We start from the raw sequence: 18,947 nt of genomic DNA, 5'->3' as shown, positions 1-18,947 counted from the left end.
TGGGATCCTAGCACAGCCGGCTGGCCCGTACTGGCCCGCGACTCTGAGCGCAGCGCTGCGCTCAGACCTGCAACGGTCTGTCGCGAATGCGGCGCCCCGCCGGACGCACGCGCGAGGGCGGCGCTCAGCCCTCGCCGCGCAGGACGTCCTCGGCGTCGGCGATCTGGTAGGCGTAGCCCTGCTCGGCGAGGAAGCGCTGCCGGTGCTGGGCGAAGTCCTGGTCGACGGTGTCGCGGACGATGACGGAGTAGAAGCGCGCGGTCCGGCCGTCGGCCTTGGGGCGCAGGATGCGGCCCAGCCGCTGCGCCTCCTCCTGCCGCGACCCGAACGTCCCGGAGACCTGGATGGCGATGCTGGCTTCGGGCAGGTCGATGGAGAAGTTGGCGACCTTGCTGACGACCAGCGTGGTGATCTCGCCGGTCCGGAACGCGTCGAAGAGGCGCTGCCGCTCCCGGACCGTCGTCTCGCCCTTGACGACCGGGGCGTCGAGGCGTTCGCCGAGTTCGTCGAGCTGGTCGATGTACTGCCCGATGATCAGGGTCGGTTCGCCCGCGTGCCGTTTGACCAGACCCTCGACGACCCGCGTCTTCGCATCGGTGGAGGAGGCGAGGCGGTAGCGCTCGTCCGGCTCGGCGGTGGCGTAGGCGAGCCGCTCGCCGTCCGAGAGCGTCACCCGCACTTCGACGCAGTCGGCAGGCGCGATGTAGCCCTGGTTCTCGATCTCCTTCCAGGGCGCGTCGTAGCGCTTCGGCCCGATCAGGGTGAAGACGTCGTCCTCGCGGCCATCCTCGCGGACGAGGGTCGCGGTGAGCCCGAGCCGGCGACGGGCCTGCAGGTTGGCCGTCATGCGGAAGATGGGCGCCGGCAGCAGGTGGACCTCGTCGTAGACGACGAGCCCCCAGTCGCGGGCGTCGAGCAGTTCCAGGTGGGTGTACACGCCCTTCCGGCGGGTGGTCAGCACCTGATAGGTCGCGATGGTGACCGGACGGACCTCCTTCTTGGCCCCGGAGTACTCGCCGATCTCGTCCTCGGTGAGGCTGGTGCGGCGCAGCAACTCGTCGCGCCACTGCCGCGCCGCCACGGTGTTCGTGACCAGGATCAACGTGGTGGCCTGGGCCTGCGCCATCGCGGCGGCACCGACGAGTGTCTTGCCGGCCCCGCACGGCAGCACCACGACGCCGGAGCCGCCGTGCCAGAAGCCCTCCGCGGCGTCGCGCTGGTACGGGCGCAACTGCCAGCCGCTCTCGTCCAACGCGATCGCGTGGGCCTCGCCGTCGACGTAGCCGGCCAGGTCCTCGGCGGGCCAGCCCAGCTTGACCAGTGCCTGCTTGAGGTTGCCACGCTCCGACGGGTGGACGACGACGGTGTCGTCGCTGACGCGGGCACCCACCAGAGGCGTGACGCGCTTGGAACGCAGCACTTCCTCGAGTACCGCGCGGTCACTGGAGATCAGCACCAGCCCGTGCACCGGGTGGCCCTCCAGCCGCAGCCGGCCGTAACGCGCCATCGTCTCGGCGACGTCGACCAGCAGCGCGTGCGGGACCGGGTAGCGGGAGTGGGTGAGCAGGGTGTCGACCACCTGCTCGGCGTCGTGGCCGGCCGCGCGTGCGTTCCACAGCCCGAGCGGCGTGAGCCGGTAGGTGTGGACATGCTCGGGCGCACGTTCGAGCTCGGCGAAGGGCGCGATGGCCCGCCGGCACTCGGCGGCCTGCGGATGCTCGACCTCGAGGAGGAGGGTCTTGTCGCTCTGCACGATCAACGGGCCATCGTTCACGTGCACCATTGTCCCGTACCGTCGGGGCGTGAGCGAAATGGTCGAACGCGTCGTCCAGGTCGACGACGACCTTCGGGCGTGGATGCTGAGCTGCTGGGTCGACGTCACCAATGCCGGCGGTGCGGTGGGCTTCGTCCCGCCGGTGGGTCCCGACGACGTCCGCCCGGCACTCGAGGACGGGCTCGCCGGAGTCGCCGCCGGCACGACGACGGTCGGCCTGCTGCGGGTCGACGGCGAGCGGGCCGGCTTCGCGTTCATCGTCGGCACCGGCAACCCGCTGTTCCGGCACTGGGCCACCGTGTTGCGGCTGCAGATCCATCCGCGGTTCCAGGGACGTGGCGCTGGCCGGGTGCTGCTGGACGGTCTGGCCGACATCGCGCGCGCCGACGGACTCGAGTTCCTGCATCTCACGTACCGTGACGGGCTAGGGCTGGGGCAGTTCTACGAGGCCGCCGGCTACGTCGAGGTTGGCCGGCTGCCCGGTATGATCCGGGTCGCGCCGGGCGACGACCGGGACTCGGTGCTCATGGTCCGCAAGCTGTAGCGACGCATCATCACGGTGCGGTGTCACGGGGACCGTCATACACGTCCGGACCAGGGCGGCTGGGTTACTTTTGTCCTGGTCGGGCACAATGACCCGGCGACGGATCGGCTTGACAATCATGGATGACGGCCGGCAGCACCACCCGCCGGGCGGATACGCGACGAAGGAGGCGCGCACGCGCGGGTGACCACGCCCTTTGAGCGCGGGCAGCAGTGATGATCGGCGACGAGACGGGCGGCTCGACGGGCCGCAGGAGACGCGGGGCCGGGCGCCCGGCGTCGCCGGAATCGTCCGCGGCATCCGCGCCCGACGCTGGGCAGCGATCCGCCGCCGTGCGCCCGGCCGAGTATCGCCGGTTCCTGCGTCAGGTCGGCGTCGGCGCGCTCGTCCCGGGCCTCGGCCTCATCGCGGCCGGCCGGAAGAAGCTCGGCTGGACCGTCTTCACCCTGTTCGTCCTGGCGGTAGGTGCCGCCATCGTCGCACTGCTGCGCACCGACATCACCGAAGCCGCGCGCATGGGCACTGACCCGGACACCCTGACCTGGCTGGCCCGGGGCCTGCTGGCGCTGGCGGTCGTCTGGCTCCTCATCGCCGTCCTCGGCCTCTACCTGCTGCAGCCACGCGGGTTGCGGGCGCCGCAGCGTCTCGTCTCGGCGGCGCTGGTCATCACCCTGGTGTCGCTCGTGGTCGTGCCCATCAGCTTCGGCAGCCGGTACGCGTTCCGGCAGGTGGAGTTCATCGGCAACGTCTTCGCCGACGACGACCAGCCCAGTCACACCATTCCGGAGGATGCCTCCGACACCGACCCGTGGGCGGGGCAGGACCGCGTCAACGTGCTCATTCTCGGTTCCGACGCGGGGCCGGGCCGCGACGAGACCCGGACCGACACCGTCATGGTCGCCAGCATCGACACGGACACCGGCGACGCCGCGCTGTTCTCGCTGCCGCGCAACCTGCTGGACGTCCCGATGCCCGAGGGCACACCGCTGCACGAGGCGTATCCCGACGGCTTCCGCGGCCCCGAGGAGGACGCGTACTACTGGCTGTCGTCGATGTACCGGTTCGTGCCCTATGAGTTCCCGGAGTTCTTCGAAGGCATCGCCGACCCGGGCGCCGAGGCGATGAAGCTGGTGGTCGGTGAGGCGCTCGGGCTCGACATCTCCTACTACGTCATGGTGAACCTGCGCGGCTTCCAGTACCTCGTCGACGCGTTGGGCGGCATCGAGTTGGACGTCCCGTACCGCATTCCGATCGGCACCAGGGAGCGCAACGGCGGTTGCACCGAGGCCAAGGGCTGGATCGAGCCGGGGGAGAACCAGCACCTCGACGGCTACCACTCGCTGTGGTTCGCCCGCGCACGCTGCGGCCCCGGCCCGGTGTCCGACGACTACGAGCGGATGCGCCGGCAACGTTGTGTCATCGGTGCCATCGCGTCCCAGGCGGACCCGTTCAACCTGCTGACCCGGTACCAGCAACTGGCGAGCGCGGCCGAGGAGACGATGTCCACGGACATCCCGGCCAGCAGGCTCTCCGCCTTCGCCGAACTGGCGCTCAAGGTGCAGGAGGCCGGCTTGCGCAGCCTCCCGTTCACCAACGACATCATCGCCTACGACGACGCCGACTACGACCTCATCCGCGAGTTCGTCGCGGAGTCGCTGGAGCCGCCGGCCGAGACCGAGGCGCCGGTTGAGGAGCCGACGGGCGACCCGACCGGCGACCCGACCGGTGACCCGACAGGCGGGTCGGACGAGACGCCGTCGGGCGAGGATGAGCCGACCGACCCGACAGCCGAGGGAGAGGACGGCGGTGAGTCCCCGGCGCCCGAGGGCGAGGAGTCGCCGGGTGCGGACGAGCCCGGGGGCGCCCAGTCCATCGACGAGGTCTGCTGACAGCGGCCGAGCACCCCCAGCGTGCCGCGCTGGGCGCGATCGACGACGCCGCAAGGTGCTCGCCGTCAGCGCTGGCGCGCCGGCCCCGCCGGAGTCAGACGACGCGGACGTCGACGCCGGCGGATCGCAGCGCCGCGAGGTCGTCCTCGGCAGCGCTGGGCTCGGTGACCAGGACGTTGACCTGGTCGATGTCGCAGATGCGGGCGAACGCGCGGTGCCCGATCTTGTCGCCGGTGCCCACCACGACGACCTTGCTGGCGCGTTGCACCATCAGAGCGTTGATGCCGGCTTCGCCGACGTGCCGGCACGAGGCACCGCCGCTGGCGGTGAGGCCGTCGATGCCCAGGATCAGCATGTCCAGCCAGAGCTCGTTGAGGACCAGTGTCGCCAACGGCCCCGTCATCTCGTACGACTGCGGCCGGGCCACGCCGCCGAGGGACACCGTGCGGATGTGTGGCCGGAGCACCATCTCGGTGGCGATGTTCAGTGCGTTGGTGACCACGGTCAACGCCGGGTCGCCGGAATGCGGCCCGTGCTCGATGCGAGCGGCCAGGCGGCGCGCCGTCGCCGACGTCGTCGTGCCGCCGTTGAAGCCGACCACCATGCCGGGCTCCACCATGTCCGCGGCCGCGGCGGCGATGCGTTCCTTCGGGTCGTGCCCGGACGACGAGCGATAGCGGGCAGGCAGATCGTAGGCGACCGAGGTGGCCAGGACACCGCCATGGGTGCGGGTGACCAGCTGCTGGCGGGCGAGCTCGGTGAAGTCGCGCCGCACCGTGGCCTCGGACACCGCCAGCGCGGCGGCGGTGTCGGTGACGCTGAGGCGCCCGCGCTCGGCCAGCAGGTCGAGCATCTGCCGCCAGCGGCGGGCCCGATCGGGCGTCTGCCCCTCGGCGTCCTCGCTGGTGCCCTCGTCGCCGGGCTCCGCGAGCGGCTGGTCCGTCACGTGGGCGTCCCCTTTCCTACTTGACGGCTCCTGCGGTGAGTCCTGCCACGAGGCGCTTCTCGATGAGCGCGAACAGGATCACGACCGGGACGATGCCGACGATCGACACCCCGAACACATACTGCCAGGCCGATTCGTACTGGCCGACGAACTTGGTCAGCGCGACCGAGAGTGGCTGGTTCTCAGCTGTGGTCAGGATGACGAGGCTGGCGGCGAACTCGTTCCAGCACGCCACGAACGTGAAGATGATGGCGGTGACGACGCCTGGCCAGACCAGCGGCAGGGTCACGCGGCGCAGGATCTGCAGCCGCGACGCGCCGTCCAGAGCGGCCGCCTCGTCCAGTTCACGCGGGATCGCGGCGAAGAAGCTGTGCATGATCCATACCGCGAAGGAGAGGTTGAACGCGCCGTTGACCAGGATCATCGCCAGCCAGGTGTCGTTGATGCCGAGGGTGACGAACTGCCGGAACAGCCCGGCCGCGAGCACCGTCGGCTGCAGCATCTGCGTGCACAACACCAGCAGCAGGAAGACCAGGCGGCCGGGGAACCGGAACCGCGCGGTGTAGTAGGCCGCGGGCGCCGCGACGCAGAGCACCAGCAGCGTCGCGCTCACGGCGATGACGATGGTGGACACCAGGTTGTACGGCAGCGGCGTCTCCGGCGTCGACCACATGTTCACGTAGTTCGACGGCAGCCACTCCTGCGGCAGGTACGTCGGCGGCACCTGCAGGATCTCCGCCCGCGACTTGAACGAGCCGATCAGCATGATCAGGTACGGCAGCACGAACACCAGGGCGATGACGGCGCCGCCGGCGGCCATGAGCGGACGGCGGGCTCCACCGGGCCGGCGGGGGCGGCGCCGGGCGTCGAGCTGCAGCGCGGCGGCGCCCGCGGCCGGGTCGGCCGGTGGTGGCGTGGTGGTGGCGGCAGTGGTCATGGAGGGGTCAGTCCTCCCTCATGGGCCGCACGACCCGCAGGTAGACGAGGATGACGGCGAGCACGATCAGGAAGTTGACGACGCTCAGCGCGCTGGCGGTGTCGATCTGCCGGTCCGCCCGGATGAACTTGAAGATCAGCGTGGTGGTCGTGTCGGCGTTGTAGCCGGGGATCGAGCCGGTGATGACCTGCAGGATCGGCAGCGAATTGAACACGTTGATGATGTTGATGATCGTGGCCACGGCCAGCGCCGGGCGCAGCAGCGGCAGGATGATGCGCCGATAGGTCGCCCAGGGGCCGGCACCGTCCATCTGCGCGGCCTCGCGGATGTCCGGCGGAATGGTCTGCAGCCCGGCCAGCAGGGTGTACGTCGTGAACGGGAGCGACACGAACACGGCGATGCCCATCGCGGTGAAGAACGCGGGGACGGCGTTGCGGGTGAAGCCGTACGGCCGGTCCAGGAGTCCGACGTCCACCAGGAAGGTGTTGATGATGCCGTAGAACGGGTCGAGCCCGTAGTAGACGACCGTGGTGGTCATGACGACGCTGGCCGCCCACGGGATGATGATGGTGAGCCGCACCAGCCGGCGGCCGGGGAACGCCTTGTCGAGGAACTGGGCCAGCCCGAGCGAGATCACCACGGTGACGACCACCACGCCGACCACCCACAGCACCGTGTTGCCCAGCACCCGCGGCAGCGCGGTGAAATCCAGCAGCCGGGCGTAGTTGTCGAAGCCGGCCGGTCCGTTGTCGACGCCGAACTGGCTCAGGTCGCGAAACGACGTCCAGAGCATGTAGCCGGCCGGGAAGAACACGATCCCGGCCATGAGCACCAGCGTGGGACCCAGCCAGGGCAGCGCCCGGGCCAACGCGCCCCAGCGGGAGGGCCCGCCCCGCGGCCGGCGGGTGGGCCGGCCGCCGGGGCGGGTCTGGGTCTGGGCGGTCATGCGTCGTCGGCGCTGGCCTGGATCTGCTGCAGGACGGACGCGGCGTCCTGGGTCTGGATCTGCCCGACGAGGGTCTGCAGCGCACCCTGGGTGGCGGCCCAGGCCTCATTGGTGCTCGGGTAGAACCGCGCGTCCGGCAGCACGGCGAGGAAGTCGGCGAACCGCTCGGCGTTGGCCGTTCCCTCGGCGCCGGACATCGTCGTGGGCAGGAAGCCCTCGGTGTCGACGAAGCTCAGGTAGACCTCGGGGCTGAAGAAGTGGTCGAGGAAGGCGCGGATCGCGTCCTGCTTGTCGTCGTCGTTGCGGAACGCCATCAGGTGGTCGGCGACACCGAGGGTGACCGGGGAGCCGTCCTGGGTGGGTACCGGCGCGATGCCGTAGTTGAGCTCGGGGTTGCGCTCCTCGATCTGCCCGATCGTGGGCGGCAACCCGACCGCCATGGCGATCTGGCCCTGCACGAACACGTCCAGCATCGGGGTGCGGTCGGTGGCGCCAGGGTCCGGCTGGGTGGCGCCGGCGTCGATCATGGTCTTCATGAACTCGAGCGCGGCCAGGTTCTCCGGGGTGTCGACGGTGATCGTGTCGCCGTCGCTCCACGAACCGCCGCCGCCGAAGGTCCAGATGGACGTCTCGGCCTGAGCCTCCTCACTGCCCAGCGGCATACCGTAGCCGTACACGCCCGTACCCAGATCGGTGACGGCCGTGGCCGCGGCGAGGAGGTCGTCCCAGGTGGCCGGCGGCTCGGTGATGCCGGCCTGGGTCAGCACATCCTGGTTGTAGAACAGCGCTCGCGCCGAGGCGATCATCGGCAGCCCGTACACCGTGCCGTCCAACGACGCGTTCTCCACGAAGGACTCCTGGAAGTCGTCCAGAGTCTCCGCGGACACCACGTCCTCGGCCGGGTACAGCAGGTCGTCCTTGGCGAAGCCGCTGAACGCGTCGATGTTCAGGATGTCCGGCGCCTGACCGGCCTGCACCTTGGTGCGGATGACGTCGTTGATGTTGTCCCACGACTGCACCTCGAGGTTGACCGTGATGCCGTCGTTCTCCTCCTCGAAAGAGGCGATGATCTCTTCCCACAGCGCCGTGGTGCCGTCGCTGTACTGCGGCACCAGCAGGTCCAGGCTGGTCGAACCGCCGTCGCCGTCGCCGTCACCGCCGCTACCGCTGTCGTCGCCGCCGAACCCGCAGGCGGTGAGCGTCAGGCCCGCCGCCACGCCAGCCGCCGCCAAAGACACCAGTCGTCTCACGTCCGCCTCCAACAAGGGTCCGATGATCGATGATTGTTTATACGCGTTTCATGCGCGTTTCGCGCACAATCTGTCGAATGTGGGTACCCATGTTTGTGGAGTCGCCGAGCCGTGTCAATGGTTCGTGACCCGACCGCAATCATGATCGCGGTGACCGACGCTGACCGACTCTGCTCGTTTCATCCGTTGTTCGCTCGATATGATGCAAGCCGCGACAGAGCCCGACGTGGGCTCGACAGGGGACGAGGAGACGATCACTCGATGAGCGAACACGTCCGGGCGGAGATCGCCAGCCAGCCGGCCTGCTGGGGCCGCGTCGCCGACATCCTGGATCCGGCCATGCGGGTGTTACCGGCCGCCGGTGAACGGGTAGCGGTGGTCGGCTGTGGCACGTCGTGGTTCATGGCCATGGCTTACGCCGCCCTACGCGAGGCGGCCGGAGCCGGCGAGACCGACGCGTTCGCCGCGTCCGAGGTGCCCCGGGGTCGCCGCTACGACACCATCGTGGCCATCACCCGTTCGGGCACGACCACCGAGATCCTCGACCTGCTGGCAGCCGTCGACGCGGCCGGGTCCGGCACCCGGACGGTCGCCATCACCGCGGTGGCGGACTCGCCGGTCGTGGGCGCGGCCGCCGAGTCGGTCGTGCTGGACTTCGCCGACGAGCGGTCGGTGGTGCAGACCCGGTGCGCGACGACGACACTCGCCCTGCTGCGTGCCCACCTCGGGCACGATCTCGGCCCGGTCATCGACGACGCGGAGAAGGCGCTCGCGGAGCCGCTGGACGCGTGGACCGGCGCGGAGCAGATCAGTTTCGTCGGGCGTGGCTGGACCGTCGGCCTGGCCCACGAGGCGGCGCTGAAGCTGCGCGAGTCGGCGCAGTTCTGGGCCGAGGCGTACCCGGCAATGGACTACCGGCACGGGCCCATCTCGATCGCCGAGCAGGGACGGCTGGTGTGGTCCTTCGGCCCGCCGCCGTCCGGGCTGGCCGCGGACGTCGCCGCCACCGGTGCCGGCTTCGTCACCAGCGACCTGGACCCGATGGCCCATCTCGTCGTGGCGCAGCGGCTGGCGGTCGCCGTCGCGCAGTCCCGCGGGCTGGATGCGGACCAGCCGCGGCACCTGACCCGGTCGGTCGTCCTCCCGGCCGGCTGAGATGCGGCCCATCGAGAGCGCTCCGCCGGTCGTCGCCGTCGATGTCGGCGGCACCTCCGTCAAGGCCGGCGTGGTCGCCGCCGACGGCACCGTGAGCCGCCTGACCCGCGTCGCCACGCCACCGCCCGGGCTCGACGCACAGCCGGTCGTCGACGCCGTCGTTGCGGTGGTCGAGAAGCTGACCGCCGCCGACTCGGGTGGGCCGGCCGCATTGGGCCTGGTGGTGCCCGGCATCGTCGACGAGCAGGCCGGCTTGGCGGTCGCCGCGGAGAACCTCGGGTGGCGCGACGTGCCGTTGCGCGACCTCGTGGCCCGGCGGCTGGACTGCCCGGTGGTGCTGGGGCACGACGTGCGTGCCGGTGGCCTGGCCGAGCACCGTGTGGGCGCCTGCCGCGGCGCCCGAGACAGCGTCTTCCTGCCGGTCGGTACGGGGATCGCGGCCGCGCTCGTCCTGGACGGGCGGCTGTTCGCCGGTGCGGGGTATGCCGGCGAGATCGGGCACGTGGACGTCGGCACCGGTCTGCCGTGCGCGTGCGGCGGGCGCGGCTGCCTCGAGACCGTCGCCTCGGCCGCAGCGGTGGCCCGCCGGTACACGGCCGCGACGGGACGGCCGGTCGACGGCAGCCGTGACGTCGCCGCACTGGTGCGCGCGGGCGAGCCGGCGGCCGTCGCCGTGTGGGACGAGGCACTGGACGCACTGGCTCGCGGGCTGGCGATGCTGACCGGGATCGTCGCGCCGGAGATCATCGCTGTCGGGGGCGGCTTCGGCGAGGCCGCCGACCTCGTGGTCGATCCGCTGGGGGAGCGGTTGGCGCAGCGGCTGACGTTCCACCGGGTGCCGCGGGTGGTGCCGGCCGAACTTGGCGACCTCGCCGGGTGCGTCGGCGCCGGGCTGCTGGCCTGGGAGCTGATCTCGTGAGCCACGTGGTCTGCGTGACACCGAACCCGGCCGCCGACGTCACGTATGAAGTCGGAGCGCTCACGCCGGGCGCGTCGCACCGGGTCGGCCGGGTGCTGCAACGGCCCGGAGGCAAGGGCGTCAACGTGGCCCGGGTCCTGCGCGCGCTCGATGTGCCCGTCCGGGTCGTGGTGCCCGCCGGCGGGCCGACCGGTACCTGGCTGGTCGACGCGTTGCGCGCCGCCGCCCACGACGGCTTCCGGGTGCAGGCGGTGCCGGTTGCGGCCGAGACCCGCCGCACGGTCACCGTCGTCGACGCTCATGGGGAGGCCACGGCCCTGAACGAGCCCGGCCGCCCGCTGACCGAGGCCGAATGGGTCGCCTTCCTGGCCGCCACGGCCGACGCGCTGTCCGGTGCGGGGGCGCTGGTGGTCTCCGGCAGCCTGCCGGCCGCGGCGCCACCGGACCTGCCGGCCCGGCTGGTCGGGCTGGCCCGCGACGCCGGTGTGCCCGTCGCCGTCGACACCTCCGGGCCGCCGCTGCTGGCGGCCATCGAGGCCGGGCCCGACCTCGTCAAGCCGAACGCCGACGAGCTGGCCGGCATCGCCACCGGCGACGACGTCCTGGCGGCCGCGCGCCGGCTGGTGACGCTCGGGGCTCGGCACGTCGTCGTGTCGCGCGGTGCCGACGGCCTGCTCGGCGCGGACGCCGACGGCGTGTGGCGGGTCCCCGCGGTGGCCGGCGTGACCGGCAACCCGACGGGTGCCGGGGACGCCGCCGTCGCCGCTCTCGTGCATGCCCAGCTGTCCGGCACGCCCTGGCCCGACGCGCTGGCCGGCGCGGCCGCGCTGGGTGCCGCGGCGGTGCTCGCCGACGTCGCCGGCGAGGTCGACCTCGCCGCCTATCGCCGTTTCCTGCCCACCCTGTCCGCGGAGCGAGTCGTATGACCCTGACCCCGATCACCGAGCTGTTCGACCGGGCGGTCGCCCGCGACCGCGGCGTCGGCGCCTTCAACGTCATCCTGCTCGAGCACGCCGAGGCCCTGGTGGCCGGCGCCGAGCTGGCCGGCACCCCGGTGGTGCTGCAGATCAGCCAGAACTGCGTGCGCTACCACGGCACGCTGGAACCGATCGGGCTGGCGACGCTCGCCGTGGCACGGGCGGCCAGCGTGCCGGTGTGCGTCCACCTCGACCACGCCGAGGACGCCGCCCTGGTCCGCGAGGCGGTGGAGCTCGGCTTCCCCAGCGTCATGTTCGACGCCTCAAAGCTCGACTACGACGACAACGTCGCGGCCACGCGGTCCGTCGTCGAGCACTGCCATGCCCGTGGCGTGGCGGTGGAGGCGGAGCTGGGCGAGGTGGGCGGCAAGGACGGCGTACACGCACCCGGCGCGCGCACCGTCCCCGCCGAGGCGGCCGCCTTCGCCGGTGCCACCGGGGTCGACTCGCTGGCCGTGGCGGTCGGGACGTCCCACGCCATGCGCACCCGCGACGCCGTCGTGGACCACGGCCTCATCGCCGACCTGCGCGCGGCCGTCGCGGTCCCGCTGGTCCTGCACGGCTCGTCCGGGGTGCCGGACGCTGAGCTGACCAAGGCCGTCGAGAGCGGCATCACCAAGGTCAACATCGCCACGCACCTCAACGGCGTGTTCACCGCCGAGGTGCGCCGCCGGCTGGACGGCGATGCCGCGCTGACCGATCCGCGCCGCTACGTGGGCGCCGGCCGGGACGCCGTGGCGGCCGAGGCGGCCCGGCTGCTGGGCGTGCTGCGGGCGTAGTTCGCCGGGCGGCGGTGACGCTCGGGGGATTTCACCCGTTCCACCCCTTGTGGGCCGAGCCTGGCTGCTCAATAATGCTCGCTATCGGATCAAAATTTGCAGGTTCGATCAGAGGAGTGATTCGGGTGTCCCGTCCGAACAGGTTCCGACCGTCCCGCCGTGACGTCATCCGGTCGGGTGCGGCCCTGGGCGCAGCCGGTGTCGCCGGCGCGGCCGCCACTACAACCGCAGCCGCGGACACTCGCCGCGAGCCGCCTCGCGTCCCCGGCCGCGAGAAGTCCATGGCCGAGGTGCCGTTCGAAGGCTTCGAGGAGGTCAGAGTCGGCCTGATCGGGGTCGGCCAGCGTGGCGGCGGCCAGGACGTGCGCTGGGGCGCTGTCTCCAAGGTCACCGCCGTCGCGGACATCGTGCCGGAGCGGGTCAACCGCACCATCGGGCGGATCATGGCCCAGGGCTTCCAGGACGTCGAGCCGGTGGGCTACTCGAACGGTGAGGAGGACTACCTCAACCTGCTCCGGCGGGACGACATCGACCTCGTCTACATCGCCACCCCGTGGGAATGGCACTACCCGCAGGCCAAGGCGGCCATGGAGAACGGCAAGCACGTCGCCATCGAGCTGCCCATCTCGCCGTACCTGGACGAGATCTGGGACCTGGTGCGCACCTCCGAGCGCACCGGCAAGCACTGCATGCTGCTGGAGAACGTGAATTACTTCCGGCCCGAGCTGCGGATGTTCAACATGGCCAAGGCCGGCCTCTTCGGCGACCTGCAGCACGCCTCCGGCGGCTACGTGCACGACCTGCGCTGGCCGTACCTCTTCGGCGGCGCCTACCACCCGGAGCACTGGCGGCGGCGGTGGCAGACCCGCATGAACGCCCTGCACTACCCGATGCACGGCCTCGGCCCGGTCTCCGCGGCCATGGACATCAATCGCGGCGACCGTTTCGACGAACTCGTCGCGGTGGCCTCACCGCCCATGAACCTCGCCCTGTTCCGCGAGGAGGACCCCCGCGTCGGGCCGGACCATTCCTCCTGGGACGACGACGAGTACATCTCCGGCGACCGCCACACCGCTCTCATCAAGACCGCGAACGGCCTGATGATCCGGGTCGAGCATGACGTAAACTCGCCGCACCCGTACTCCCGCGAGACCAGCCTCACCGGCACCCGCGGCACCGTCCAGCTCGACAACGCCCGCATCTACCTGGAGTCGCTGGGGCACACCAACCACGCCTGGCGGACCGGCAGCACCTTCAACTCCATCATGGCCGAGCACGACCACTGGCTGTGGCCGGCCCTCGAGGACCTGGCCGACCAGTACGGCGGCCACGGCGGCGGTGACTTCATCGCCATCTTCCGGCTGGTCCAGCTGATGCGCCTGGGCATGACGCCCGACATCGACGTCTACGACTCCGCGGCCTGGTGCTCGGTCATCCCGCTGAGCCACGAGTCGATGAAGCGCGGTCGCATGCAGTCGGTCAAGGTGCCCGACTTCACCCGGGGCCACTGGAAGGACCCGCGTCCCACGTTCGACCGCGAGCGCCCCGAGGACCCCTGGCTGGACGGCTGACCCCGTTCCCCATGATCATGTTCCCTCGCGGTTTCATATGCGCCGCGAGGGAACGTGATCACCACGTCAGGAGAGCACCCGCACCTCGGAGAAGTCGGCCGAGACATAGTTGTCGATCGCGTTCGCCTCCTTGTTGGCGTCGACCACCAGGCCGATGTACACCCGGTCGGCCATCGGGATGCGTTCGTAGCCGATCCGGGTCCACTGCAGCGAGTCGGGGCTCAGGTGCGCCTCGAACTCGAGGCCACGTTTGATCACGCGGATCCAGTACGGCCGTTCCTCCATGCCGTCATTGTCGCCGGCCGGGTGCAGGCTGATGCTGGGCTCGTCGCCGTCGACGGCGAACCGGGACGCCTTCCCCAGCACTCCGCCCTGGGGGCCGATCGGGCCCCGCCGCCCCTCGGCCAGGGCCCGGCCGATGCCCCCGGTGAAGTAAGACGAGTCCGGTTCGAGGGATTCCCTGATCATTAGTCCGGCGTAGACGCCCTCGTACGGCCGCCCGATCCGGTCGATCCGGGCGATGATCTCGACGACGCGTGACGGCCCCGCATCGATCCGCTGGTGAACGAACTGGAAGGCGTCGTTGCCGGCCCAGATCTTGCCCGAGCCCTTGATCGTGAACGCGTCGGCAGCTGTCATCGCAGCGGACCCGGCGATCGGTACGTCACCGACGTCGGTCGAGGTCCAGCCGGTGAGCTTGGTGGTGCGGTTCACGTGCACGGGGGTTCCCGTGGACTGGGTCTTCAAGCCACGGCTGTCGGTGGCCCGGGCGGTGAGGAACCAGGTGCCGTCGGTGACCCCGCTCCAGACGAACCGGTACGGCGCCTTCTCCACCGTGCCGAGATGCGTCTCGCCGGCGAAGAAGTCGACCGCGGTGATCTCGGCGTCCCCGTCGGGCGTCGCCTCGGCGACGATCACGATCTCCTGCTCGGCCGCGGTCGCGGAGAAGACCTGGTTGAGCGTCGGCGAGGTGATCGCCACCTGTGGGTTGGCTGCCGCGTCGGGCTGGAGGGAGTTCAGGTACCGCTCCAGGTTGCTGTAGCCGTCCTTGCCGATCGCCTGACCGTCGGACGGGTCGTTCGGATCCAGGCCGTGCGCGAGCTCCCACTCGTCCGGGATCCCGTCGTGGTCGGAGTCGACGGGCGGCACGGCCGACTCCAGCGGCGGATGACCGCCGACCTCACTCTGGGAGTTGATCAGCCGGCCGGTGCCGTTGCGGACATCGGCGAGCAACCGGGCGTCGGCCGCGTCGTAGCGGGGCAGGCTCGCGCCGACTCCCGCCAGCACCGTCTCGAAGGCCTCCGCCGCCGGCTGCGTGCTGACCTCATGGGGAAACGGGACCGGGTCCGGCAGGAGCGTGATGCCGCCGACGGGGACGTCGATGCCGGCCCGGTTGTCCTCGGTGACCTCCGGATGCCCTTCGATGACGTTCCCGGACACGTGCCACGCGCCGCCCCGTCCGGCCGCGAGGATCTCGGGCGCGATCTCGGCGAGTGTGGCCGGCCCGGGCTTGTAGTAGTTGGCGACGAGGTTCACGCCCTCGCACCACTCGCCGCCGAAGCACGAGGTGAACCCGTAGTCGTAGATGACGTTGTTGCGGTGATCGACCAGCTGCTCCATGTCTTCGGTGAAGCTGAACCGCGGGTTCCGCCCGCCCTGGTGGATCAGCAGGTTGTGGTGGTAGGTGACGTTCTCGCCGCCCCACAGGCCGCCGTACCCGTGCCGGCCCTTCTCGTGTGCCGACATCGTCAGCCCCTCGGCGATGATGCAGTGCGACACGGTGACGTCGTAGTTGCCGTAGAGGGAGAAGCACTCGTCAATGCCCCACGCGATCGAGCAGTGGTCGATCACGAGGTTGCGCCGTCCCCGTCCGTTGAAGGTGTCGATGGCCGCCTGCATCCGGTCCCCGGCGCGGACCCGCAGGTAGCGGACGATGATGTTGTCGCCCTTGATGCTGAACTCGTTGTTGACCACCGCGATGCCGTCGCCCGGCGCTGTCTGTCCTGCGATCGTGAGATTCGACCCGACGACGTCGAGCCCGCCCTCGAGTTCGATCGTGCCGCCCACGCGGAAGACGATCATGCGGTTGCTCTGTGACACCGCGTCCCGCAGCGACCCGGGGCCGGAGTCGGCGAGCGTCGTCACCTCGTAGACCGCGTGCCCGCGGCCGCCGGTGGTCAGCTTGCCGGCACCCTCGGCGCCGGGGAACGCCGGCACCGTGTTGCCGACAACGGCCTGCTGCTGGGCAGGCGGCGTGCGCTTCTCGAGCTTTCCAGGAGCCGGGACGTCGGGCGCCCCGCCTCCCGCCGGTGTCTGAGCGGCGGCGGGGGCAGCACCGGGTTCGGCTCGAGCCGCGGGTGCCCGCACCTGCTGGACGGCCATGATGGCCGGAGGCGTGAGGGCCGCGCCGACGAGGAAACTGCGCCGGCCGATCCCGTTGGCCGGCTTGGGCGGGGGCGTTTCGGTCACCGGAACTCCTCCAGTCATGACGATGCACGGAACACCTTCGCGGCGCCTTCCTGGCTGCTGCCGGTCGGGCGAGACTGCGCGTGCAGTGGCGTGTCACAACGTAAGTGGCCGAATCGGGTGGTGAGCAACGTTTCGGACCATCCTTGGCCGCAAGCGGACAACCGGTTGACCGGTATCTCGCGGGTCGACGGCGGGCGGCACACCCGCCCGCCGTCCGGCTGGCTAGCGCAGCGCGGCCGCGACCTCCTTCTCGAACAGCTCGACCGTGCCGAGGTCGTACGCGGCGAACGGGAAGTAGCAGATGGCGTACGTCATGCCGAGAGCGCGCAGTTCCCGCAGCGCCTCGGCGACCTGCTCGGTCGTGCCGACCGCCGGGCTGTTGACGACGGCCTTCATGGACGACTCGGCCTTCTCCTTGCTGAGGAACCGGGCGTTCCGGTCGGCCAACTGGGCCAACTGGTCGTCGACCTCGGACTGCGTCTGCCCGACGACCACGTTGTAGTTCGCCGAACGGGTGATGGAGTCGAAATCGGTCCCGAGGTCGACGCAGTGTTGCCGCAACACCTCCGACTTGTGCCGGAACAGGTCCGGCAGCCCGCCGAAGTTCGTGTACGACGTGTGACTGCGTAGGCCGGCGTCCCGTGCTCCGCGGGCGTTCTTCGCCGCGATGCGCAGCGTGACCTTCTCGCCACCGCCGGCGATCCACAGCGGAATCCCGTCGTCCTGCAACGGCAGCGGCCGGCAGATGGCGCCGTCCACCTGGTAGTGCTCGCCGTCGAGCGTCGCGACGCCGTGGGTCCATGCCTGCCGCATGATCTGCACGCCCTCGTCGAGCATGGCCAGCCGGTCGCCGGCGGACGGGAAGCCGTACCCGTACGCCCGCCACTCGTGCTCGTACCAGCCGGCGCCGATGCCCATCTCGACCCGGCCACCGGACACGATGTCGACGGTCGCGGCGACCTTCGCCAGGTACGCGGGGTTCCGGTACGCCATGCAGGTGCACATCTGACCGAGGCGGATGCGCTGGGTGGCGGCGCCGAGCGCGGCCATCAGCGACCACGCTTCGTGGGTTGCCTCCTCGGTCGGTTCCGGCGTGGTGTGGAAGTGGTCGTAGACCCAGAGCGACTCGAAGGTCTCGCCGCGGTCGGCGTGCCCGGCTACCCGCGACATCGTCGCCCACTGGTCCTCCGGGGCGATGTCGACGAGGTCGAGCCGCCAGCCCTGCGGCACGAAGAGCCCGAAACGCATGGGAGAAGAAGTCATGTACCCAACTTAGGGGTGTGCGCCGCCGAGGGTGACGACCTGGGCGTCGCCTCCCGTGCCGATCGGGACCGGCCGCCCGGGTGTGCGTGTCCGGCGCGGCGGCATCGTGATCGGCGGGGTGTCACCTGATCGTCGATCTGTCGCATGATCGGAGCCGTGACGACGATCAGGTGACGGCCGCACCAGGGGGCGGGTCGGGCACCTGATCGTGCCCAGCATGTGGACACAAAGTGATCAGGTGACATCAGGACGAGGATGCGGCCCGAACAGTCACCTGATCGTTCCCGCCGACGGCGCCCTCGTCGATCTCCATGACGGCCTCGAGGAGTGGCGCGGGCCCGGGATGGACAGAACGGGGGCGACTCGAAATCCAGCGCGGCTGGCTGTGAACCCCGGATGCCAGCTCTTCGGAAAGTCACTTCCCGGACCCGCTGGACCGACCCTACGACACCGGCGGCCGTGGCGGTACCGATTTGGTGGAATTGGCTGGATACGGCGCGGGCGTACCAGCGTCCTGGGTCTACGTCACGTCCTGGCTCTGGGTGACGTTCGAGGTCCGCTTTCCGGCGTTTTGCGGTACGGAGGGCCAGGACGTCACCCACAGCCAGGAAGCCAGCGCACCGGCGGAACGGCCGGCGGCGGACCAGCCCGTAGACTGAAGCCGTTATGGCACTTCTCCGGTACACCCTGCTGCGGGCGCTCGTCCTGGTGGTCGTCGGCGCGCTGCTGTGGCTGGTGGGTTTGCGTGGCTTCGTGCTCGTGGCCGGGGCGCTCTTCGTCTCCGGCCTGGTCAGCCTGTTCGCCCTGCGCCGCAGCCGCGATCAGGTGTCGGTCGCCTGGGACCGGCGGTTGAGCACCATCCGTGAGCGCACCGCCGCCGAGGACGCGTGGGACGACGAGCGACGGACTCGGTCCGCCGACAGTCCGGACGCGACCGAGCAGCATGACCGCGCGGACACCGATCACCGCCAGGAGCGCTGAGGCGCGTACAACCGGCATGAGTGGGTAGATACCGGCCATGACCGAGGAAGATCGACGCACCAAGCCGGGTCCGACGCCGGGCGAGGACCCTCGTGAGATCGATCGGGAACGCACCACCGACGCCGCCCTCGACGAAATCGGCGCTCAGGACGGCATGGTGCACCCACAGCGGCCGTCCGGCGGTCTGGGAATCAGCTCGGACGCACCTGGCCGGGACCTGAACGATCTCGATGACGCACCCGACGTGCCGTCTGCGCGACACGAGAACTGACTCCAGGAAAATCTTGCGTGGGCCGCGTCATGATCCCGGCCGCTTCCTGTCTTGAGGGGCAGACGGGGCCGAAAGGCGCCGTCCTCAACACAGGAGGTTCTCATGGTGAACGACGAATACGAGCGGCACGCGACGAACGACACCCGGACGAAGCGCGGCCGTCACCGCGGCGAGTCGATGTCGCTGTTCCAGGACCTGCGCGCGGCCATTGTCGCCCGGATCCCCAGCGAGGACCGCGGCTACACCGGCCCCCGCCGGGCGCGCCGGCACGCGTGA

General features: G+C 70.6%; 17 protein-coding genes. 10 read left to right on the top strand and 7 right to left on the bottom strand.

All coding sequences use genetic code 11. The features are described 5' to 3' along the window. Positions 1-124: 124 nt before the first annotated feature. Positions 125-1,783 (bottom strand): DNA repair helicase XPB, encoded by a 1,659-nt coding sequence (locus JIAGA_RS0123695; protein ID WP_342673671.1) that lies wholly within the window; start codon positions 1,781-1,783, stop codon positions 125-127. A gap of 28 nt (positions 1,784-1,811) precedes the next feature. On the opposite strand from JIAGA_RS0123695, the gene JIAGA_RS0123690 reads away from it, so the two are divergent. Both JIAGA_RS0123690 and JIAGA_RS31965 read left to right on the top strand, forming a co-directional pair. Further along, positions 1,812-2,318, top strand: a complete 507-nt coding sequence (locus JIAGA_RS0123690) for a GNAT family N-acetyltransferase (RefSeq protein WP_026877576.1) — start codon at positions 1,812-1,814, stop codon at positions 2,316-2,318. Between the two features lie 332 nt (positions 2,319-2,650). After that, complete coding sequence (locus JIAGA_RS31965) at positions 2,651-4,207, top strand: LCP family protein (protein WP_051426444.1); 1,557 nt, start codon at positions 2,651-2,653, stop codon at positions 4,205-4,207. Positions 4,208-4,301: 94 nt separating this feature from the next. Here JIAGA_RS31965 and JIAGA_RS0123680 read toward each other — a convergent pair whose 3' ends face one another. From JIAGA_RS0123680 to JIAGA_RS0123665, 4 genes are all read right to left on the bottom strand, one after another. Continuing rightward, on the bottom strand, positions 4,302-5,060 hold the full coding sequence (locus JIAGA_RS0123680) for a DeoR family transcriptional regulator (RefSeq protein WP_026877575.1): 759 nt from the start codon (positions 5,058-5,060) through the stop codon (positions 4,302-4,304). 109 nt (positions 5,061-5,169) lie between these two features. Further along, positions 5,170-5,973, bottom strand: a complete 804-nt coding sequence (locus JIAGA_RS0123675; protein WP_035815099.1) for an ABC transporter permease subunit — start codon at positions 5,971-5,973, stop codon at positions 5,170-5,172. Positions 5,974-6,097: 124 nt separating this feature from the next. Continuing rightward, positions 6,098-7,036, bottom strand: a complete 939-nt coding sequence (locus tag JIAGA_RS0123670) for a carbohydrate ABC transporter permease (protein WP_026877573.1) — start codon at positions 7,034-7,036, stop codon at positions 6,098-6,100. Next, positions 7,033-8,286 (bottom strand): extracellular solute-binding protein, encoded by a 1,254-nt coding sequence (locus JIAGA_RS0123665; RefSeq protein WP_035815094.1) that lies wholly within the window; start codon positions 8,284-8,286, stop codon positions 7,033-7,035. Before JIAGA_RS0123665 ends, JIAGA_RS0123670 begins: the two co-directional genes overlap by 4 nt. 261 nt (positions 8,287-8,547) lie before the next feature. Between JIAGA_RS0123665 and JIAGA_RS0123660 the strand changes: the two genes are divergently transcribed. From JIAGA_RS0123660 to JIAGA_RS0123640, 5 genes are all read left to right on the top strand, one after another. Further along, positions 8,548-9,441 (top strand): SIS domain-containing protein, encoded by an 894-nt coding sequence (locus JIAGA_RS0123660; RefSeq protein ID WP_026877571.1) that lies wholly within the window; start codon positions 8,548-8,550, stop codon positions 9,439-9,441. A 1-nt stretch (position 9,442) separates the two neighbouring features. Continuing rightward, positions 9,443-10,360 carry an ROK family protein gene (locus JIAGA_RS0123655; protein WP_026877570.1) on the top strand — a complete coding sequence of 306 codons (918 nt, stop codon included), beginning with the start codon at positions 9,443-9,445 and terminating at the stop codon, positions 10,358-10,360. Beyond that, complete coding sequence (locus JIAGA_RS0123650) at positions 10,357-11,286, top strand: 1-phosphofructokinase family hexose kinase (RefSeq protein ID WP_245597232.1); 930 nt, start codon at positions 10,357-10,359, stop codon at positions 11,284-11,286. Before JIAGA_RS0123655 ends, JIAGA_RS0123650 begins: the two co-directional genes overlap by 4 nt. Then, positions 11,283-12,116: a class II fructose-bisphosphate aldolase gene (locus JIAGA_RS0123645; RefSeq protein WP_026877568.1), complete on the top strand. Its 834-nt coding sequence runs from the start codon at positions 11,283-11,285 to the stop codon at positions 12,114-12,116. Before JIAGA_RS0123650 ends, JIAGA_RS0123645 begins: the two co-directional genes overlap by 4 nt. Positions 12,117-12,241: 125 nt before the next feature. Further along, positions 12,242-13,687 carry a Gfo/Idh/MocA family protein gene (locus tag JIAGA_RS0123640; RefSeq protein ID WP_035812908.1) on the top strand — a complete coding sequence of 482 codons (1,446 nt, stop codon included), beginning with the start codon at positions 12,242-12,244 and terminating at the stop codon, positions 13,685-13,687. Positions 13,688-13,753: 66 nt separating this feature from the next. On the opposite strand, the gene JIAGA_RS31960 is transcribed toward JIAGA_RS0123640, so the two are convergent. Further along, complete coding sequence (locus tag JIAGA_RS31960; RefSeq protein ID WP_051426443.1) at positions 13,754-16,156, bottom strand: Ig-like domain-containing protein; 2,403 nt, start codon at positions 16,154-16,156, stop codon at positions 13,754-13,756. 222 nt (positions 16,157-16,378) lie between these two features. After that, on the bottom strand, positions 16,379-17,404 hold the full coding sequence (locus JIAGA_RS0123630; protein ID WP_026877566.1) for a TIGR03560 family F420-dependent LLM class oxidoreductase: 1,026 nt from the start codon (positions 17,402-17,404) through the stop codon (positions 16,379-16,381). Positions 17,405-18,085: 681 nt separating this feature from the next. Between JIAGA_RS0123630 and JIAGA_RS31955 the strand changes: the two genes are divergently transcribed. From JIAGA_RS31955 to JIAGA_RS34800, 3 genes are all read left to right on the top strand, one after another. Beyond that, entirely contained in the window at positions 18,086-18,400 is a 315-nt protein-coding gene (locus tag JIAGA_RS31955) for a DUF4229 domain-containing protein (protein WP_035812906.1), read from the top strand. Positions 18,401-18,437: 37 nt separating this feature from the next. Then, on the top strand, positions 18,438-18,671 hold the full coding sequence (locus tag JIAGA_RS0123615) for a hypothetical protein (protein ID WP_026877564.1): 234 nt from the start codon (positions 18,438-18,440) through the stop codon (positions 18,669-18,671). Between the two features lie 102 nt (positions 18,672-18,773). Beyond that, positions 18,774-18,947 (top strand): hypothetical protein, encoded by a 174-nt coding sequence (locus tag JIAGA_RS34800; RefSeq protein ID WP_157553458.1) that lies wholly within the window; start codon positions 18,774-18,776, stop codon positions 18,945-18,947.

This window comes from Jiangella gansuensis DSM 44835, from assembly GCF_000515395.1.
Lineage (GTDB): Bacteria > Actinomycetota > Actinomycetes > Jiangellales > Jiangellaceae > Jiangella > Jiangella gansuensis.
The sequence above is the reverse complement of the archived record's forward strand: the minus strand, read 5'-3'. Positions and strand labels throughout refer to the sequence as shown.

Bases quoted from the DNA above. Each gene is read 5' to 3' on its own strand.
- JIAGA_RS0123630 (WP_026877566.1), bottom strand. From the start codon at position 17,404: ATGCGTTTCGGGCTCTTCGTGCCGCAGGGCTGGCGGCTCGACCTCGTC.
- JIAGA_RS0123645 (WP_026877568.1), top strand. From the start codon at position 11,283: ATGACCCTGACCCCGATCACCGAGCTGTTCGACCGGGCGGTCGCCCGC.
- JIAGA_RS0123680 (WP_026877575.1), bottom strand. From the start codon at position 5,060: ATGCTCGACCTGCTGGCCGAGCGCGGGCGCCTCAGCGTCACCGACACC.
- JIAGA_RS34800 (WP_157553458.1), top strand. From the start codon at position 18,774: ATGGTGAACGACGAATACGAGCGGCACGCGACGAACGACACCCGGACG.
- JIAGA_RS0123615 (WP_026877564.1), top strand. From the start codon at position 18,438: ATGACCGAGGAAGATCGACGCACCAAGCCGGGTCCGACGCCGGGCGAG.
- JIAGA_RS0123695 (WP_342673671.1), bottom strand. From the start codon at position 1,783: ATGGTGCACGTGAACGATGGCCCGTTGATCGTGCAGAGCGACAAGACC.
- JIAGA_RS31955 (WP_035812906.1), top strand. From the start codon at position 18,086: ATGGCACTTCTCCGGTACACCCTGCTGCGGGCGCTCGTCCTGGTGGTC.
- JIAGA_RS0123675 (WP_035815099.1), bottom strand. From the start codon at position 5,973: ATGGCCGCCGGCGGCGCCGTCATCGCCCTGGTGTTCGTGCTGCCGTAC.
- JIAGA_RS0123655 (WP_026877570.1), top strand. From the start codon at position 9,443: ATGCGGCCCATCGAGAGCGCTCCGCCGGTCGTCGCCGTCGATGTCGGC.
- JIAGA_RS0123660 (WP_026877571.1), top strand. From the start codon at position 8,548: ATGAGCGAACACGTCCGGGCGGAGATCGCCAGCCAGCCGGCCTGCTGG.
- JIAGA_RS0123690 (WP_026877576.1), top strand. From the start codon at position 1,812: ATGGTCGAACGCGTCGTCCAGGTCGACGACGACCTTCGGGCGTGGATG.
- JIAGA_RS0123670 (WP_026877573.1), bottom strand. From the start codon at position 7,036: ATGACCGCCCAGACCCAGACCCGCCCCGGCGGCCGGCCCACCCGCCGG.